Source organism: Nonomuraea sp. NPDC004702 (assembly GCF_053601695.1).
Genome location: NZ_JBSGCE010000002.1, coordinates 167,309 through 182,850, shown reverse-complemented (window position 1 = coordinate 182,850; position 15,542 = coordinate 167,309). Strand labels below are relative to the sequence as shown.

Here is a 15,542-nt window from a genome sequence, read left to right as displayed (position 1 = left end):
TCTTCGTTCCCATAGCGAGGGGAAGTAGTGCAGACGGGTACGTCCGGGGAGATGGGCGACAGCCGGTCGCCTTCCTCGCCGGACCGCCGGCGCGGGGGGAACGGGCGCATCACCGTCGATGCCCACCGAACACCTCCCCCTGAACGCCCGGCCCTGATTCCGGGCGTGTGCCTCGCCGTACCGATATCACCCGAAAAGGGCATAGACGTCAACGTGACATCGACATGGGGGGATCGTCGCCGGAGGCCGAGGGGGCGGTCCTGAGATCGTCGAGCCGGTCGGGAAGCTCGGCCAGCTCCATGAGCTCGGCCTGGCACCGCTCGCACGCGTCGAGGTGGCGTTCGAACGCCTCGTGCTCCTCCTCGTCGAGGACGCCGAGGACGTAGGCGGCCACCCCGTCGTGCATCAGCCGGCTACCCCCTTGTCACGCAGCTGTTCGCGGAGAGCCCGGATCCCGTAGTAGAGCCGGGACTTCACCGTGCCCGGCGGAATCCCCAGAATCTCCGCCGCTTCACTTATCGTACGGTCTCGGAGGTAGGTCTGCTCAATGACTTCGCGGTGTTCGGCGGACAGGCTGCGCAGCGCGTCGGCGACGACGATCGCCGACAGCGCGCGTTCGGAGCCGTCCGGCACCGACATCTGGTCGACTTCGGGCGGCTCGACCTCGTGAGGCCGGGCGCTCTTCCGTCGGCGTCCGTCGATGACGATGCGGCGGGCCACTGTCAGCAGCCACGCCCATAAAAGGCTCGGTTCCCATTGCAGTCTTGCCGAGTTTCGCCAGGCCCTGACCAGCGTCTCCTGTACGACGTCCTCGGCCCATTGCAGATCGTTTCCGGTCGATTTGCGTACGTGGCGCAGCAGAGGGCCGCCGAACTCCTGGTAGAGCACCGCGATGCGATGTTCCGCCTCGGCATCCGCACTCTCGAACCTGCCGTCGAGGTGACCTAGCACGGGGCACATCTTTACACCTTCGTTATCGGTCCGGCAGCCACTCCGATAACTCCAGTTATTTCTAACTATCTCCGGTCATGGGTGAACCTGATGGTGTAAGCCCGCGTACCTCCCACCATGCAACGGCTGACAACCATGAGAACCGGGCGCATGGCCGCGGCCATGACCGCTCTTGCCGTGGCGGCGGGCGGCCTGGTGTCCGCCGCCGTCATCGGCGTGGCCCCGGCGCGGGCCGACCACTGCGACCCGGCCCAGGCGAGCCAGGACGACTCCCGCCGCCAGCGCGACCGCGCCCCCGACCAGCAGGCCCCGGACCAGCAAGCGCCGGACCAGCAGGCGCCTGACGAGCAGGCACCCGACCAGCAAGTGCCGGACCAGCAGGTCCCTGACCAGCAGGCGCCCGACCAGCAAGTGCCGGACCGGCAGGGGCAGGACGGGGATCAGCAGGTGCAGGGCGGCGGGATCGTGCTGCGCGACCCGGCGCAGTCGCCGGAGCCGGAGGACTCCGGCGACGGCCTGTTCCGCCGCGACCGCTCGCCCCGCACCCCCACGACCGCCCCCCAGGCCCCCCAGGACCCCCAGAATCCCCAAGATCCACAGGACCCCCAGAACCCGCAGGACCCCGGTGACCAGTCGCAGGACCGGCGTGGCCGGCCGACCCGGACCGCCTCCCCCTCCCCCACGGCCTCCCAGGACGACGACTGCAAGGACCTCGGCCCGTTCGTCACCGACTTCGTGGACATCCGTCAGGTCCAGCCCCTGAGGCTCGACGCCGGCATCGGCAGGAACGGCTCACGCGGCACGTTCGTCGCTCAATGCGGCACCAACCGCAATGGTCACAATAACCCCGACAATTTCATCGTGGCCCCCGGCGTGAGCAACGGCGCCCACCATCTCCACGACTACGTCGGCAACCTGTCCACGGACGGCTTCTCCACCGACGAGAGTTTGGCCGCCGCCGGAACCACCTGCCGCCTAGGGGATAAATCCACTTACTTCTGGCCAGTTCTGCGCGACCGCAAAGTGGACGCGAACACCCAGGACCCCGACGGCAACGTGGGCCGGGTGATCCGCGCCGGCACGGTGAGCCTGCAGTTCCGGGGCAACGCGACCTCCAGGGTCGTCGCGATGCCGAGGTTCCTGCGCCTGATCACCGGCGACGCCAAGGCGGGCACCAACGGCGCCGCGAACGCCCGCGCCCGCTGGAGCTGCACAGGATTCACAAATCGCATAAGTCCCGATAAATATCCGCTTTGCCCGCGCGGAAGTCAGGTTCTTCGTATTCTGGATTTCCCCAGCTGCTGGGACGGTCAGAACACCGACAGCGCCAATCACCGCACGCACGTGGTCTTCCCCGGGCAGAACGGCGCTTGTCCGCAAGGCACCAGGGCGATTCCGCAACTGCGCATGCTCCTCGCCTACACGGTTCCACAGGGTCCGTCGTTCGCCGTGGACGCGTTCCCTGAACAGAAGCACAACCCGGTCACCGACCACGCGGACTTCGCCAACGTCATGCCCGAACGGCTGATGCAGTTCGTCGTCTCGTGCATCAACCGGGGTCGCCGCTGCTGACACGTCCCCATCAGCCTTCCGAGTCGTACCCTCACCCGACCTTGGAGGGAAATAGATGCTCCACAGACGACACCCCCGGCACGCCCCCACCAAGCTGGACACCAGGAACGTCCGGCTAGGGGCGAGCGCCTCGTTGACGGCCGTCCTGTTGTCGGTGTTCGCGCTGGCCAGGACAGAACGCGGCGTCGCGCTGCTCGGCCGAGGAGTGAGTTTCCTAGAGTTCTACGCGGGCGTGTTCGCCCTGGTGCTGCTGACCGCGACGGTCGCGCTCGGCCTGGTCACCACCGAACGCGTGTTCCTGTCCCCGCCCAACCGGGTCAGGGCCCAGCTCGCGCACCGCGCCACCGCCCTCATCGGGCTCGCCTACCTGGTCACGCACATCGTCCTCATGATCAGCCTGGGACACGCGCCGCCGGGCGCGGCGATCGTGCCGGTCGCCGGGATCTACGTGGGGTTCGGCGCGCTCGCCTTCGACCTGATGGTCGTGGCGGTGGCCACGGGGATGCTCAGGGGCCGCTTCGCCGTGCGGGGCACACCGTGGTTGTGGCGGCTGCTGCACTCGGCCGCCTACCTGGCCTGGCCCATCGCGATCATGCACGGGCTGACGGCCGGCCGGTCGCCGGCCGGCTGGGTGGCCTGGTCGTACGTGGCGTGCCTGGCCGCGGTCGGGTCCGCGCTGATCGTGCGGGTGCTGGCCACGCTGCGCAGGCCGCCCGTCGTACCGGAGAGGGTCGAGGCGCCCCCCGTGACGGCCGGGGTGGCGGCGGACGTGCCCGTCGAGCGGCCGCGGGCGACGGCCGCGGCCACAGCGGCTGCCACGGCAGCGGCGGCCACAGCGGCGGCCGACGCGCCGGTGAGCCTGGCCGACGCACGGCGCAGGTACCGGGAGGCCGGATGAACCCGCGCCGCACGACCCAGGGGAGCCGGTCGTGATCCCGCACCGGGTGCCGCGCGTGCTGCGGATGGGCCCGGCGCGGCTGACCGCCGGGCTCGACCACTGCCGGCGGCTCGACCTGCCCGCGCACCGGACGCTGCACGGCGAGCCGCGGCCGCGCGAACTGGCCGAGCTCATCTCCATGGTGAACGAGGTCGACATGCGCGGACGGGGCGGCGCCGCCTTCCCGTTCGCCCGCAAGCTGCGGGCCGTGGCCGACGCGGCGGGCACGGGCGAGAGCGTGGTGCTGGTCAACGGCGCAGAGGGCGAGCCGGCCAGCTCCAAGGACGCCATGCTGCTCACCCGCAACCCCCACCTCGTGCTGGACGGCGCCATCCTGGCGGCGGAGGCGCTGGGCGCCCGCGAGGTGGTCGTGGCCACGGTCGAGGGCGAGGTGGCCGAGTCGTCCGTGGCGGCGGCCGTGGCCGAACGCCGGGCCGCGAACGTGTCGGGCGGTTCGGAGAGCCGCATCCCGATCCGGGTCGTCGGGCTGGCGGAGAGGTTCATCAGCGGGGAGGGCGGTGCGCTCGTCCGCGGCGTGAACGGCGAGGAGGCCATCCCGCCGGGAAGGAAGCGGCGGGCCGCGACGAGCGGCGTGGACGGGCTGCCGACCCTGCTGTCCAACACCGAGACCTACGCCCAGTTCGCGCTGCTGGCCGAGTACGGCCCCCAGAAGTACGCCGAGGTGGGCACCAGCAAGGAGCCCGGCACGATCCTGCTCACGGTGAGCGGCGGCGCGGCCAACGGCGCGGTGATCGAGGCGCCGACCGGCGTCCTGCTGGCCGACGTGCTCGCGTTGTGCGAGGCCGAGGCCGGGGACGGCGTGCTGGTCGGCGGCTACCACGGCGCGTGGCTGTCGGCCGAGGTGGCCGGGTCGGCGGTGATCTCGCGGGAGGGCATGAAGCTGGCCGGCGCCACGCTGGGCGCGGGGATCATCGTGCCGCTCGGTGACGGCACCTGCCCGCTGGGCGAGGCGGCCAGGGTGGCCTCGTACCTGGCCGCCGAGTCGGCCGGGCAGTGCGGGCCCTGCCGTCTGGGGCTGCCCGACGTGGCGCGGGCCCTGTGCGCGATCGCCGAGGGCACCGGCTCCGTGGACGCGGTGCGCCGGTGCGTGCGGGCCGTCGAGCGGCGTGGGGCGTGCTTCCATCCCGACGGCACGGCCAAGTTCGTGCTGTCGGCGCTGGACGCGTTCGAGAGCGAGATCGCGCTGCACCTGGAGCACGGCTCGTGCGGCCGGCCGGTGCGCGGCGTGCTGCCGATGCCGGAGCCGGAGGTGGAGCCCGAGTACCGGCTGGAGGTGGACTGGACCCGCTGCCAGGGGCACGGCCTGTGCGCGCACCTGCTGCCGGAGTTCGTGGACCTGGACGACTACGGGTTCCCGTCGTTCCGGAACGTGCCGGGGTGGATGGTCAAGGACGCGCGGCGGGCGGTCGAGATGTGCCCGGCGCTGGCCCTGCGGGTCGTCCAGACGAGCGGGGAGGCGCCGAAGCCGCCCGCGTCGCCGCTGCGGCTGGTCAAGGACGGCGTGCTGCGGAAGGCTCCCGGGCTGACGCGGGTGGGGGCCAGTACCAACATCTTCGGATTTGGCGGGACAGCGGGGTGATGTCGGTAGTGACGTAGTTGTGACGAACTTGTCCGGAGGGCCAGGCGTCTCATCGATCGGTTCGACACGACCGACGGGGGACGCCCATGGACCGCCGCGACTTTCTCCACCTCACCGCCCTCGCGCCGCTGGCGCTGGCCGCCGACGCGAAGACGGCCACCGGTGCCCGGCCGTCCGGCGCCGGACCGCACGGCCCGGGTCCCCACGGCACCGGCACGCGCGGCGCTGAGCTGATCGGCGCGCTCGGCGCCGGGCGGTCGGCGCCGCCGCCGGACTGGGCGCGGCTGCGCGGGCGGCTCGCCGGCACGCTGGTGCTGCCCGGCGACTCCGGGTACGACGCCGCCCGCCGCCTGGTCAACCCGGCCTACGACCGGATCAGACCTGGCGGGGTTGCCTACTGCGCGAGCCCGGCGGACGTCTCGGCGTGCCTGGCCTTCGCGCGCGCGAGCGGCGTCGCGGTCACCCCCCGCTCCGGCGGCCACTCCTACGCGGGCTGGTCCACAGGGACCGGCCTGGTCATCGACGTGTCCCGGATGAACACGGTCGCCTACGCCGCCGGACGGGCCACGATCGGGGCGGGCGCCAAGCTGGTCGACGTCTACGACGGGCTGGCCCGGCACGGCGTGAGCATCCCCGCGGGCTCGTGCCCCACGGTCGGGATCGCCGGGCTGGCGCTGGGCGGCGGCATCGGGGTGGTGTCCAGGAAGTACGGCCTGACCTGCGACACGCTGGAGTCCGTACGCGTGGTCACGGCCGACGGCCGCCTGCTGACCGCGGACGCCACCCACCACTCCGGCCTCTACTGGGCCTGCCGCGGCGGTGGCGGCGGCAACGTCGGCGTCGCGGTCTCCTTCACCTTCCGCACCCACGCCACCCGCGACCTGACCGTGTTCTTCCTGCACTGGCCGTGGTCCAGGGCCGGGACCGCGGTGCGCGCCTGGCAGTCGTGGGCCCCGTCCGCGCCGGACGAGCTGTGGTCCTCGCTGCACCTGGCGCGCGAGGAACGCGACCTGGACGTGCTCCTCGTCGGCACGTACGAGGGCACGAAGGCGTCACTGGACCGCCTGCTCGCCCCGCTGGTCGCGCGGGTCGGCGCGCCGTCGTCGAGGTCGGTGCGGACGACGTCGTACCGGGAGGCCATGATGATCATGGCGGGATGCGCGTCACGGCCGGTGGCGCAGTGCCGGCGGCCGCGGCGGGAGGCGTTCGCCGCCAAGTCGCACCTGGCCTACGCCGAGCTCCCCGCCGACGGCGTGCGCCGCCTGGTGGACGGGGTGGCGCGCGGCGGACGGCACGCCGTGCTGCTGGACGCGCTCGGCGGCGCGGTGGGCCGGGTCAAGCCGGCGGCCACGGCGTTCCCGCACCGGGCCGCGCTCTACGGCGTGCAGTACTACGCGAAGGGCACGGACCGGACGTGGCTGCGCCGGCTGCACGGCGAGCTGACCCCGCACTTCGGCGAGCACGCCTACGTGAACTACGTCGACCCCGACCTGACCGGCTGGCGCGGCGCCTACTACGGCCCCAACGCCGCCCGCCTGGCCGAGGTGAAGGCCACCTACGACCCCGACCGGCTGTTCCGCCTGCCGCAAGGCGTCTGACCTACTTCTCCCGCACATAGACCGGCTCGCCGATCTTCACCATGTCGAACAGCCGCTTCGAGGTGGGCAGCGGCAGGCGGACGCAGCCGTGCGAGGCGGGCCGCAGCGGCACCTTCGACGAGCCGTGCATGGCGATGCCCCCGACGAAGTAGAGCGAGTCGTACATCGTGCCCAGCGGGCCTTCGGTCCAGCCCGGCGCGCGGCTGGTGACGTGGAAGTCGCCGGTCGGGGTGATCGCGTTGCCGCAGTGACCGTTCTCGCAGTAGTTCACCCGCGCGCCCGTCGAGACGTGCGAGATGAGCGCCGGGCGGCGGTGGCGGTAGACGATGAGCAGCTGGTAGCGCAGGTTGATCTCGACCCGGTCCGCCTCGCCGCGCGGGACCAGCGGCTTCATCCGCACCGGACGGTCGAAGGCCCGCCACACCTCCGGCCCGACCGCACCCTGGGGACGCAGGTGCCGGTGCTTCTGGAAGGCCCACACGCCGAACTTGGTCTGCTCGTCGTAGACGCCGTTGAGCCTGCCGTAGTAGTAGCCGTTCCGGTGCAGCCGCTCCTGGAGGCGTCTGACGGTCTCGCCACGGTCGCCCGGCCGCAGCACGATCCCCCCGCCAGGCACCGCCTTCTCCGTCTTATCCGCCTTTTCCGCCTTGTCGGCCCGGCCCACCGTTTCTACCCGGTCCACCGTTTCTGCCCGGTCCACCCTGTCCGGCCGGTACGCCCTGTCTTCTATGTCAACCGTGTCCGCCGCGTCGGCCCTGTCCGCTTTGTCCGGCGTGTCCGCTACGGCGGGCGTACCGGCCAGGAAGGGGAGCCCACCACACCCGAGAGCGGCGAAAACAACCGCTCTCCGAACCTTTGTGATCATAGGTCAACGCCTACCCAGATCGCCGACAATTCACGACACTGGCAAATCCCACTAAAAACCGGCATATCGCTTTTATGCGACGGCACGGTCAAACCTTTAGCAAGCGTGGACCGAGGCGAGACCCGCGCGAAATCAGCGGAACAAAGAAAAGGCGGATGCGCCATGGACGCATCCGCCTTTTCTCCAGAGGCCGGGGAGCGAGCTGCGCGTTCACCCGCCCGGCCTCTGTTCACCCCTCCGAACAGCCCCAACCTTAGCCAAGGCGAGACCTGGAACGCACACCGTTCGGCAAATCCTTTCCGGCAAAGTTCGGGGCCGGGCAAAAAACGAGTCGCGCACGCGGGGCTACGCCTGGAAGTATGCCGGAATATGCGTAACTGGCCGCTCTTTGAGCTCTCCATCACCACGCCGCGGCTGGAACTGCGGCATCCCACCCTCGACGACCTCGACGACCTGGCCGACCGGGCGGCCGAGGGCGTCCACGAGGCGGGTTTCATGCCGTTCATGTTCCCGTGGACCGAGGCGCCCCCGGCCGAGCGGGCCCGCCGTACGGTGCAGTACCACTTCCGCAACTGGGCCGGGTTCACCGCCGACGACTGGTCGCTGGAGCTGGTCGTGGTGCACGAGGGCCAGGTCGTCGGCACCCAGGGCGTCATGGCGGCCGGCTTTCCCGTCACCCGCGAGGTCAAGACGGGCTCCTGGCTGGGCCGGCGGTTCCAGGGCCGCGGCATCGGCACGGAGATGCGCAGGGCCGTCCTGCACCTCGCCTTCGCCGGCCTCGGCGCGCGGCACGCCGTGACGGAGGCGTTCGAGGACAACCACGCCTCGCTGGCGGTGACCAGGAAGCTCGGCTACCGCGAGGACGGCGTCACCGTCCACGCGCGCCAGGGCGAGCCGGTCGTCACCCGGCGCTTCCGCATGGCCCGCGAGGACTGGTCGCCGTCCCCCGACGTCGAGATCCGCAACCTCGACGCCTGCCTGCCCCTGTTCGGCCTGGAGCCCTGAGCCCTCCCCGTCACGGCCTGAAGTGCCGCAGCACCTCCGGGTTGGCCATCGCGTCGGGGTTGGCCGCCTCCTCGACGGGCGTGCCGAGCAGGATCTTGCGCACCGGCACCTCCAGCTTCTTGCCGGACAACGTCCGGGGGATGCCGGGCACGACGCGGATCTCGTTCGGCACGTGCCGGGGCGACAGCTCCTGGCGCAGGGCCGCGCACAGGGCGCGTTCGAGCTGCTCGCCGAACTCGGCGCCCTCGGCGAGGGTGACGTAGAGCAGCAGGCTGCCCTCCTGGCCGAGCTGCCCGGTGTCGATCACGAGGCTGTCGGCGATCTCGTCGAACCGCTCCACGACCCGGTAGAACTCGCTGGTGCCCATGCGCACGCCGCCGCGGTTGAGCGTCGAGTCGGAGCGGCCGTAGATGACGCAGCTGCCGTCCTCGTTGATCTTGATCCAGTCGCCGTGCCGCCACACGCCCGGGTAGACGTCGAAGTAGCTGTCGAAGTAGCGCCGCCCGTCGGGGTCGTTCCAGAACATCACCGGCATCGAGGGCATCGGCTTGGTCAGCACCAGCTCGCCCACCTCGCCGACCACCGGCTCGCCCTTGGGGTCGTACGACTCCACCTTGGCCCCCAGCGACCGGCACGGGATGATCCCCGCCCTGATCGGGTGGAGCATCGTGGCCCCGACGAACCCCGTGCACACGTCGGTGCCGCCGGAGAACGACCCGATCGGCGTGCCGGGCAGCTCGGCGGCGACCCAGGCGAAGCCCTCGGGCGGCAGCGGCGAGCCGGTCGAGCCGATGCCGCGCAGCCGCTCCAGCCCGTCCGGACGCAGCCCGGCCTTCAGCGAGGCCATGATGTACGGCGCCCCCACCCCGAAGTACGTCACCTTCTCCGAGGCGGCGATCCGCCAGAGCGCGGCGGGCGAGGGATGCGTGGCCGAGCCGTCGTAGAGCACCGGCGTGGCCCCCACCAGCAGGGCGCCGACGAGGTAGTTCCACATCATCCAGCCCGTGGTGGTGTACCAGAAGAACACATCGCCCTCGCCCAGGTCCTGGTGGAAGGCGAGCGACTTGAGGTGTTCCAGCAGCACGCCGCCGTGCCCGTGCACGATCGGCTTGGGCAGCCCGGTCGTGCCGCTGGAGTAGAGGATCCACAGCGGATGGCCGAACGGCACCCGCTCGAACTCCAGCGGCCCCGCCTCGGCCCGCAGCCCCTCCCAGCCGATGACCTCGCCGTGCGGCACCGAACGGGCGTGCGCGGCGGCCGGCTCGGCCTCCTGGGGGGCGCGGCCCTCGCCGGCCGCCGACAGGTAGGGGATCCAGACCGTGGCGCGCAGCGTGGGCAGCTCGGCGGCGATCTCGTTCACGGCGTCGGAACGGTCGTAGCTCTTGCCGTTGTAGTGGTAGCCGTCGACCGCGATGAGCACCTTGGGCTCGATCTGCCGGAACCGGTCGACGATGCTCGGCACCCCGAAGTCGGGCGAGCCGGCCGACCAGACGGCGCCGAGCGAGGCCGTGGCGAGGAAGGCGATCAGGGCCTGCGGGATGTTCGGCAGGTAGCCGGCCACGCGGTCGCCTCTGGTGACGCCGAGCCTGGCCAGGCCGGTGCGGACGCGGGCCACCTCGTCGCGCAGCTCGGCGTGGGTCAGCTCCTGGCGGGCGCCGTCCTCGGAGACGAAGACCAGGGCGGTGCCCTCGGTGCGCCGCAACGCGTTCTCGGCGTAGTTGACCTCGGCGCCCGCGAACCAGGTCGCGCCCGGCATCTCCCCCGACAACACCGGCCCGTCGCCGCGCTCCCCGACGACGTCGAAGTAGTCCCAGATCGACGTCCAGAACTCCTCAGGACGGTCGACGGACCACTGCCACACCTCCTCGTAGCTCGCGCCGGACCGCCCCAGCCACTCCAGGTAGCGGGTCAGCTTGGCGGCGGACACGACCTCGCCGGTCGGTTCCCAGAGAAGCGCACCTTCAGCAACCATGTGCCCCATCCTGTCGCCCGTCAGGTGGAAAGTCATACCTGACCTCCCCCATAACTTGCTACCTCCGTAGGTGGTCCACCGCCATACGGGCGGCGGTGCCGATCACCGCGTCCGCGCGCGGCTGGATGACCGCCGTGCTGAACGAGCGGGTGAACACCGCCACCGCGTACCGGCCGCCGTCGGGGTACTCGACCACGCCGACCTCGGTGCGCAGCGTCGGCAGCGACCCGGTCTTGCCGCCGACCTCGACGTCGTCGTACGGGAAGCCCGAGGCCAGCCGGTGGGGCCACACCTGCATGTTGAGCACGCCGCGCATCCAGGAGCACGACTGCGGCGAGGCGGCCTCGTCCCGCCAGATCATGGACAGCAGGCGGGTCATCTCGCGCGGGGTGCTGCGGTTGGTGTGCGCGGGGTCGAGCGCCCGCATGCGGGAGATGTCGTCGGGATCCAGGTACGGCCACCCGTGGCCGGTGTCCAGCTCCATGGTCTCGTACAGGTCGCGGCCGCTCTGCAGCATCCGGGTGCCGTCGAGGCCGAAGGCGTCCAGCATGGCGTTGACGTTGTCCATGCCCACCCGGTCGAGCAGCACGTCGGCGGAGGTGTTGTCGCTCACCGCCATCATCAGGTACGCCAGGTCGCGCAGCGACATCGTCACGTCGTCGAGCATGGCCGACAGGCCCGTGGGGCCCGAGACCCGCTGGCCGGACGTCACGGTCGTCGGGGCCGTCGCGTCCAGCCGCCCGGCGTCGGCCTGCCGGCAGAACTCGACCAGCAGCGGCAGCTTGTACACCGACGCCAGCGGCATCGGCTCGTCGGCGCCGTGGCCGGACTGCCGTCCGGAGTCGATGTCGCAGGCGTGCAGCCAGCCCGTCACCCCGGCCATCCGGAACAGCGCCGCGTAGTCGGGATCGCTCATGCCAGCATCCCCGGCCTCCGGCTGATCCGCCGCGCGGGCGCGGCGCCCTCGTCGGTCATCCCGGCGCTCTCCTTCAACGTGCGTACGGCGACGTCCGAGAACTCGGCGACCCAGTCCTGCTTCGGGCCCGTCGCCGCGCGCCAGGCCGTGGAGACCCGGCACGCGATCGGCGAGCCTAGCAGCGGCCGCCAGGCCAGCCCAGGGACGTCCGCCCTGGGCCCGAAGGCCACCGCCTGGCCGGCGAGCACCAGGCCGAGCCCGGCGCCCTGGTGCACCTGGCCGGGCACGTACCCGTGGCGGCGGCACTCGGCCAGCGTCTCGGCGTGCCAGCCCGGCTCGCCCTCCTTGGGCGGCATCAGCAGCTCGCGCCCGGCCAGATCGGTCAGGTGCACCTCGCCGGCCCCGGCCAGCGGGTCGTCCCCGGCCAGCAGCACGCCCAGGGGCTGCACGAGCACCTGGCCGAAGTCCAGGCCGGGGGCGGCGACCGGATGGCGGACGAGCCCGACGTCGATCGTGCCTCCGGCCAGGGCGGACACCTGGTCGGCCGTCCAGGTCTCGACGGGGACGAGCCGTACGTCCGGGTTGACCGCGCGGAAGCCCGCGACCAGGGCGGCGATCGCGGAGGCGGCCAGGTCGGGCGGCACCCCGATCTTGAGCACGCCGCCGTCGCCGCGGCGGGCCAGCTCGCGCAGCCGCTCGACCCTGGAGACGATCTCGCGGGACTCGCCGAGCAGCAGCCGGCCGGCCTCGGTCAGGCGTACCTGCCGGGCGGAGCGGTCGAACAGCTGCACGCCGAGCTCCTCCTCCAGACGTTTGATGCGCTGGCTGAGCGGCGGCTGCGCCATGCCGAGGCGGATCGCGGCGTTCCCGAAGTGCAGTTCCTCCGCCACGACGACGAAGTAGCGGAGATGCCGGACCAAGTCCATGACCAGCCACTATATCCAGATTTATATCTATATAGCCGTCATATCAATATTGGACGGGACTCCTCCGTCTCTGGTGTTCTCGGGCCATGGCATCACAAACGGGGACACTGTACGGGCGCGCCCGGCCGGAAGGACCACGTCGCGGACGGCGGCGCAGGTGGCCGCTGGTCCTGACCGTCCTTGTCGTGCTGATCGTGGCGGCGGGGGCCACGGTCTGGCTGTTGCGCACGAAGGGCTCACCCGAGCAGACGACCGACGAATACCTCTCGGCCTGGTCCGTCCAGGATTATGCGAAGATGCGGGCGCTCGTCGCCGACCCGCCCACCGACTTCGAGGCCTGGCACCGGCGTTTCCGCACCGACCTCAAGGTCGACCAGGCCACCTTCGCCCGCTCCCGCTCGACCGGCCCCTTCGCCGACGACGGCCCGGACGACGACGGCTACCTGGGTTTCAACGTCAGCCTGACCGGCCCCCGGGACTGGACGTACGGCAGCCGGCTCAAGCTGGTCGAGCGGGACGGCGCCTGGAAGGTCGCCTGGACCCCGGCCACCATCCACCCCAAGCTCGGGAAGGGCCTCTCGCTGCGCCTGGTCGCCCAGAAGCGCGACTCCACCCGCGTCCTGGCCGCCGACGGCACCGAGATCGGCGGCGCGGACGCCCCCGGCTCGGTGCAGCAGCTGGTCGAGGGCATCAAGCAGACCTACCCCGACCGCTTCGACCTGGGCGGCGACTCCATTATCGGCCTCTACAAGGGCGACGAGCTGGTCGAGACGCTGGCCAAGCCGGGCGGCACCAAGCCGTTCAGCACCACCATCGACCTGAAGGTGCACGCGGCGGGGGCCGCGGCGCTGGAAGGCGTCACCAAGCCGGCCTCGCTGGTGGCGCTGCGCGCCTCGACCGCCGAGATCCTGGCCGTGGTCAACAAGCCCGGCGGCTTCAACCGGGCGCTGCTCGGAAAGTACCCGCCCGGCTCGACGTTCAAGGTCGTGACGGCCTCGGCGCTGGTCGCGGACGGGGTCGAGCCCGGCAGGACGGTCACCTGCCCGGCCGAGAAGAACATCGGCGGCTTCCCCTTCCACAACGCCGGCTTCAAGGACTACGGCACGCTCTCCTTCCAGGACGCCTTCGCGCACTCGTGCAACACGACGTTCGGCGAGATGAGCGTGGCCGAGCTGAACGGCGGCAGGCTGGCCGAGGTGGCCAGGAGCTTCGGCTTCCGCACCCCGATCAAGCCGGGCGTGCCCGCCGTGCGGGCCGAGTTCCCCGACCCCAAGGACGACACCGACCTCGCCTCGGCCTCCATCGGCCAGGGCCGGGTGCTGGCCAGCCCGCTCAACATGGCCTCCGTCGCCGCCGCCATCGCCTCGGGCGCCTGGATCCCGCCGCGGATCGTGTCCAAGGAGATGGCCTCCGACGACCGTCCGCGCCCGCTGGAGCGGGGCGTGGTGTCGGCCCTGCGCAAGCTCATGCCCGCCGTCGTCACGGACGGCACCGCCAAGGGCGCGCACTTCCCCGCGGGCACCGCGGGCAAGACCGGGACGGCCGAGTACGGCTCGGGCAAGGAGCCGCCCGCGCACTCGTGGTTCATCGGCTACAAGGGGGACGTGGCGTTCGCGGTGATCGTGGAGGGCGGCGGCGCCGGCTCGGCCGTGGCGGCCCCCGTCGCCGCCCGCTTCCTCGCCGCCCTGCCCTGACGGGCCGCACGGGGGCGCGCGTGAGCCGGGTAGGGGGTCGTCAACGGGGGCGGGGGTGGGGCGGCCGGGCGGGGTCAGCCGGCCTTGCGGTCCAGCGGGGAGGTCAGGCCGGCCACCGCGGCCACCACCTCCGAGGCGTCCGACAGGTCGGGCAGCACCAGGTCGGCGCCCGCCTCGCGCAGTTCGGCGGCCGTCGACCGCCCCGAGGCGACCCCGATCACGGCGGCCCCGCCGATCCTGGCGGCCTGCACGTCGCGCGTGGAGTCGCCGATCACCACCGTGTTGGCCGCCGTGAACGGCGTGCCCAGCCGCTGCTTGGCCCTCCCCTGCGCGACCTGCAGCAGCGTCGCCTTGGGGTAGACCTCCTCGCCGTAGCCGCCGAGCTCGAAGTCGACGTACCTGTCCAGCCCGAACGCCTTGAGCTTGTGCACGGCGTTGCCCTTGATCGTGCCGGTCAGCACCGACTGCACGACGCCGTCGAGCCGGGCCACCGACTTCAGCGCGTCCTTGGCCCCCGGCATCATCCGGCCCTCCTTGGCCAGCCGGCCGCGCCGGTCGGCGAAGGCGAGGGCGAGAGCGGCCAGGAATCTCGGCAGGTGGTCGTCCTCGGCCGCGATGCCGTTGACGGCCAGCGTCTCGAAGACGATCTCGGAGTCGGGACGGCCGAGCGGCGGCACGAGCTTGACCAGCGGCCGGCCGGTCACGGCGCGGAACGCCTCGGCGTAGGCGTCCCGGGTCACGATGGCGACGTCGACCAGGGTGAGATCGACGTTCCAGAGCACAAGGCGGTTGATGGCGACCTCCTGAGGGGTTCCCGGCAAGGGTACGGCCCCGGCCCGGCCGGGAGCTGCCCCCCGGCGGATCCGGCATGTCCCCCTCAGGCGTACTGGAGCGCCTGGGCGAGCGTGTCCACCACGGGCAGGCCGGTGCCCTCCAGCTCGGCCCGCGTGGTCATGCCGCCGGTGTAGAGCACCGCCCGCGCACCCACGTGCCGCGCGGCGAGCCCGTCGTCGACGCTGTCGCCGATCACCAGGATCTCGCCGGGGTCGAGGTCGAGGGCCTCGATGTGCGCCGTCATGTGCACGGCCTTCTCGCCGCCCGTGGTGCCGACCAGGCCGTCGATCCGGGTGAAGTGCCGGGTGATGCCGAAGGACTCGACGATCGGCACGAGATGGGCGTGGGGGGCCATCGAGCACAGCGACTGGGTGCCGGCCCAGCCCCCGAGCACCACCTCGGCGTCGGGGGCCAGCCCGCAGGCGGCGCTGAGCCTGAAGTAGTGCTCGTGGAACCCGTCGTCCAGCAGCTCCCACTCCCCCTCGGCCAGCGGCCTGCCGAGCAGCCGCTCGTAGGCGACCCAGATGGGGCGGGTGTAGACCGCACGGAACCCGTCGGCGGTCAGCTCAGGCAGCGCGTACGGCTTGAACAGGGCGTTGGTGGCGCCGACGACGGCCTCGACGTCGTGGAAGAGCGTCCCGTTCCAATCCCAGATGATGTGTTTTGTCATGT

14 protein-coding genes are annotated in these 15,542 nt (G+C 71.8%); 6 read left to right on the top strand and 8 right to left on the bottom strand.

The window, feature by feature from the left end; all coding sequences use genetic code 11:
* Nucleotides 1–208: 208 nt before the first annotated feature.
* Together ACWEJ6_RS03445 and ACWEJ6_RS03440 are read right to left on the bottom strand one after the other, a co-directional pair.
* Nucleotides 209–406, bottom strand: a complete 198-nt coding sequence (locus tag ACWEJ6_RS03445; protein ID WP_452420921.1) for a zf-HC2 domain-containing protein — start codon at nucleotides 404–406, stop codon at nucleotides 209–211.
* Nucleotides 406–960, bottom strand: coding sequence for a sigma-70 family RNA polymerase sigma factor (locus tag ACWEJ6_RS03440; RefSeq protein ID WP_352321706.1), 555 nt, complete (start codon nucleotides 958–960; stop codon nucleotides 406–408). The genes ACWEJ6_RS03445 and ACWEJ6_RS03440 overlap by 1 nt, the downstream gene beginning before the upstream one ends.
* 141 nt (nucleotides 961–1,101) lie before the next feature.
* On the opposite strand from ACWEJ6_RS03440, the gene ACWEJ6_RS03435 reads away from it, so the two are divergent.
* The 4 genes from ACWEJ6_RS03435 (at nucleotide 1,102) to ACWEJ6_RS03420 (ending at nucleotide 6,658) form a co-directional block, all read left to right on the top strand.
* Nucleotides 1,102–2,523 carry a DUF1996 domain-containing protein gene (locus ACWEJ6_RS03435; RefSeq protein WP_452420919.1) on the top strand — a complete coding sequence of 474 codons (1,422 nt, stop codon included), beginning with the start codon at nucleotides 1,102–1,104 and terminating at the stop codon, nucleotides 2,521–2,523.
* A 55-nt stretch (nucleotides 2,524–2,578) separates the two neighbouring features.
* Nucleotides 2,579–3,421: a ferric reductase-like transmembrane domain-containing protein gene (locus ACWEJ6_RS03430; RefSeq protein WP_452420917.1), complete on the top strand. Its 843-nt coding sequence runs from the start codon at nucleotides 2,579–2,581 to the stop codon at nucleotides 3,419–3,421.
* Nucleotides 3,422–3,452: 31 nt separating this feature from the next.
* Nucleotides 3,453–5,060, top strand: a complete 1,608-nt coding sequence (locus ACWEJ6_RS03425; protein WP_387668734.1) for an NADH-ubiquinone oxidoreductase-F iron-sulfur binding region domain-containing protein — start codon at nucleotides 3,453–3,455, stop codon at nucleotides 5,058–5,060.
* Between the two features lie 86 nt (nucleotides 5,061–5,146).
* Nucleotides 5,147–6,658 carry an FAD-binding oxidoreductase gene (locus ACWEJ6_RS03420; RefSeq protein ID WP_452420915.1) on the top strand — a complete coding sequence of 504 codons (1,512 nt, stop codon included), beginning with the start codon at nucleotides 5,147–5,149 and terminating at the stop codon, nucleotides 6,656–6,658.
* Nucleotide 6,659: 1 nt separating this feature from the next.
* Here the strand turns inward: ACWEJ6_RS03420 and ACWEJ6_RS03415 are convergent, their stop codons facing one another.
* A complete protein-coding gene (locus tag ACWEJ6_RS03415) occupies nucleotides 6,660–7,274 on the bottom strand; it encodes a L,D-transpeptidase family protein (RefSeq protein WP_397214922.1) in 615 nt (204 codons plus the stop codon).
* Between the two features lie 618 nt (nucleotides 7,275–7,892).
* On the opposite strand from ACWEJ6_RS03415, the gene ACWEJ6_RS03410 reads away from it, so the two are divergent.
* A complete protein-coding gene (locus ACWEJ6_RS03410; RefSeq protein ID WP_452420913.1) occupies nucleotides 7,893–8,528 on the top strand; it encodes a GNAT family N-acetyltransferase in 636 nt (211 codons plus the stop codon).
* 10 nt (nucleotides 8,529–8,538) lie between these two features.
* On the opposite strand, the gene ACWEJ6_RS03405 is transcribed toward ACWEJ6_RS03410, so the two are convergent.
* From ACWEJ6_RS03405 to ACWEJ6_RS03395, 3 genes are read right to left on the bottom strand one after another with little or no spacing between them, the layout of a single operon-like run.
* On the bottom strand, nucleotides 8,539–10,500 hold the full coding sequence (locus tag ACWEJ6_RS03405; protein WP_452420911.1) for an acetoacetate--CoA ligase: 1,962 nt from the start codon (nucleotides 10,498–10,500) through the stop codon (nucleotides 8,539–8,541).
* A gap of 58 nt (nucleotides 10,501–10,558) precedes the next feature.
* Nucleotides 10,559–11,416 carry a serine hydrolase gene (locus tag ACWEJ6_RS03400; RefSeq protein ID WP_452420909.1) on the bottom strand — a complete coding sequence of 286 codons (858 nt, stop codon included), beginning with the start codon at nucleotides 11,414–11,416 and terminating at the stop codon, nucleotides 10,559–10,561.
* Entirely contained in the window at nucleotides 11,413–12,342 is a 930-nt protein-coding gene (locus tag ACWEJ6_RS03395) for a LysR family transcriptional regulator (RefSeq protein WP_452420907.1), read from the bottom strand. Before ACWEJ6_RS03395 ends, ACWEJ6_RS03400 begins: the two co-directional genes overlap by 4 nt.
* A gap of 86 nt (nucleotides 12,343–12,428) precedes the next feature.
* Here ACWEJ6_RS03395 and ACWEJ6_RS03390 point away from each other — a divergent pair, with 86 nt between their 5' ends.
* Nucleotides 12,429–14,036, top strand: coding sequence for a penicillin-binding transpeptidase domain-containing protein (locus tag ACWEJ6_RS03390; protein WP_452420905.1), 1,608 nt, complete (start codon nucleotides 12,429–12,431; stop codon nucleotides 14,034–14,036).
* Between the two features lie 74 nt (nucleotides 14,037–14,110).
* On the opposite strand, the gene ACWEJ6_RS03385 is transcribed toward ACWEJ6_RS03390, so the two are convergent.
* Nucleotides 14,111–14,818 (bottom strand): HAD family hydrolase, encoded by a 708-nt coding sequence (locus tag ACWEJ6_RS03385; RefSeq protein WP_449913907.1) that lies wholly within the window; start codon nucleotides 14,816–14,818, stop codon nucleotides 14,111–14,113.
* A gap of 95 nt (nucleotides 14,819–14,913) precedes the next feature.
* Nucleotides 14,914–15,540 carry an HAD family hydrolase gene (locus tag ACWEJ6_RS03380; protein ID WP_397164975.1) on the bottom strand — a complete coding sequence of 209 codons (627 nt, stop codon included), beginning with the start codon at nucleotides 15,538–15,540 and terminating at the stop codon, nucleotides 14,914–14,916.
* Between the last annotated feature and the right edge of the window lie 2 nt (nucleotides 15,541–15,542).

Excerpts from the sequence above, each read along its gene's own strand:
- ACWEJ6_RS03445 (WP_452420921.1), bottom strand. The coding sequence starts at position 406 with ATGCACGACGGGGTGGCCGCCTACGTCCTCGGCGTCCTCGACGAGGAG.
- ACWEJ6_RS03440 (WP_352321706.1), bottom strand. The coding sequence starts at position 960 with ATGTGCCCCGTGCTAGGTCACCTCGACGGCAGGTTCGAGAGTGCGGAT.
- ACWEJ6_RS03435 (WP_452420919.1), top strand. The coding sequence starts at position 1,102 with ATGGCCGCGGCCATGACCGCTCTTGCCGTGGCGGCGGGCGGCCTGGTG.
- ACWEJ6_RS03430 (WP_452420917.1), top strand. The coding sequence starts at position 2,579 with ATGCTCCACAGACGACACCCCCGGCACGCCCCCACCAAGCTGGACACC.
- ACWEJ6_RS03420 (WP_452420915.1), top strand. The coding sequence starts at position 5,147 with ATGGACCGCCGCGACTTTCTCCACCTCACCGCCCTCGCGCCGCTGGCG.
- ACWEJ6_RS03410 (WP_452420913.1), top strand. The coding sequence starts at position 7,893 with ATGCGTAACTGGCCGCTCTTTGAGCTCTCCATCACCACGCCGCGGCTG.
- ACWEJ6_RS03405 (WP_452420911.1), bottom strand. The coding sequence starts at position 10,500 with ATGGTTGCTGAAGGTGCGCTTCTCTGGGAACCGACCGGCGAGGTCGTG.
- ACWEJ6_RS03400 (WP_452420909.1), bottom strand. The coding sequence starts at position 11,416 with ATGAGCGATCCCGACTACGCGGCGCTGTTCCGGATGGCCGGGGTGACG.
- ACWEJ6_RS03395 (WP_452420907.1), bottom strand. The coding sequence starts at position 12,342 with ATGGACTTGGTCCGGCATCTCCGCTACTTCGTCGTCGTGGCGGAGGAA.
- ACWEJ6_RS03390 (WP_452420905.1), top strand. The coding sequence starts at position 12,429 with ATGGCATCACAAACGGGGACACTGTACGGGCGCGCCCGGCCGGAAGGA.
- ACWEJ6_RS03380 (WP_397164975.1), bottom strand. The coding sequence starts at position 15,540 with ATGACAAAACACATCATCTGGGATTGGAACGGGACGCTCTTCCACGAC.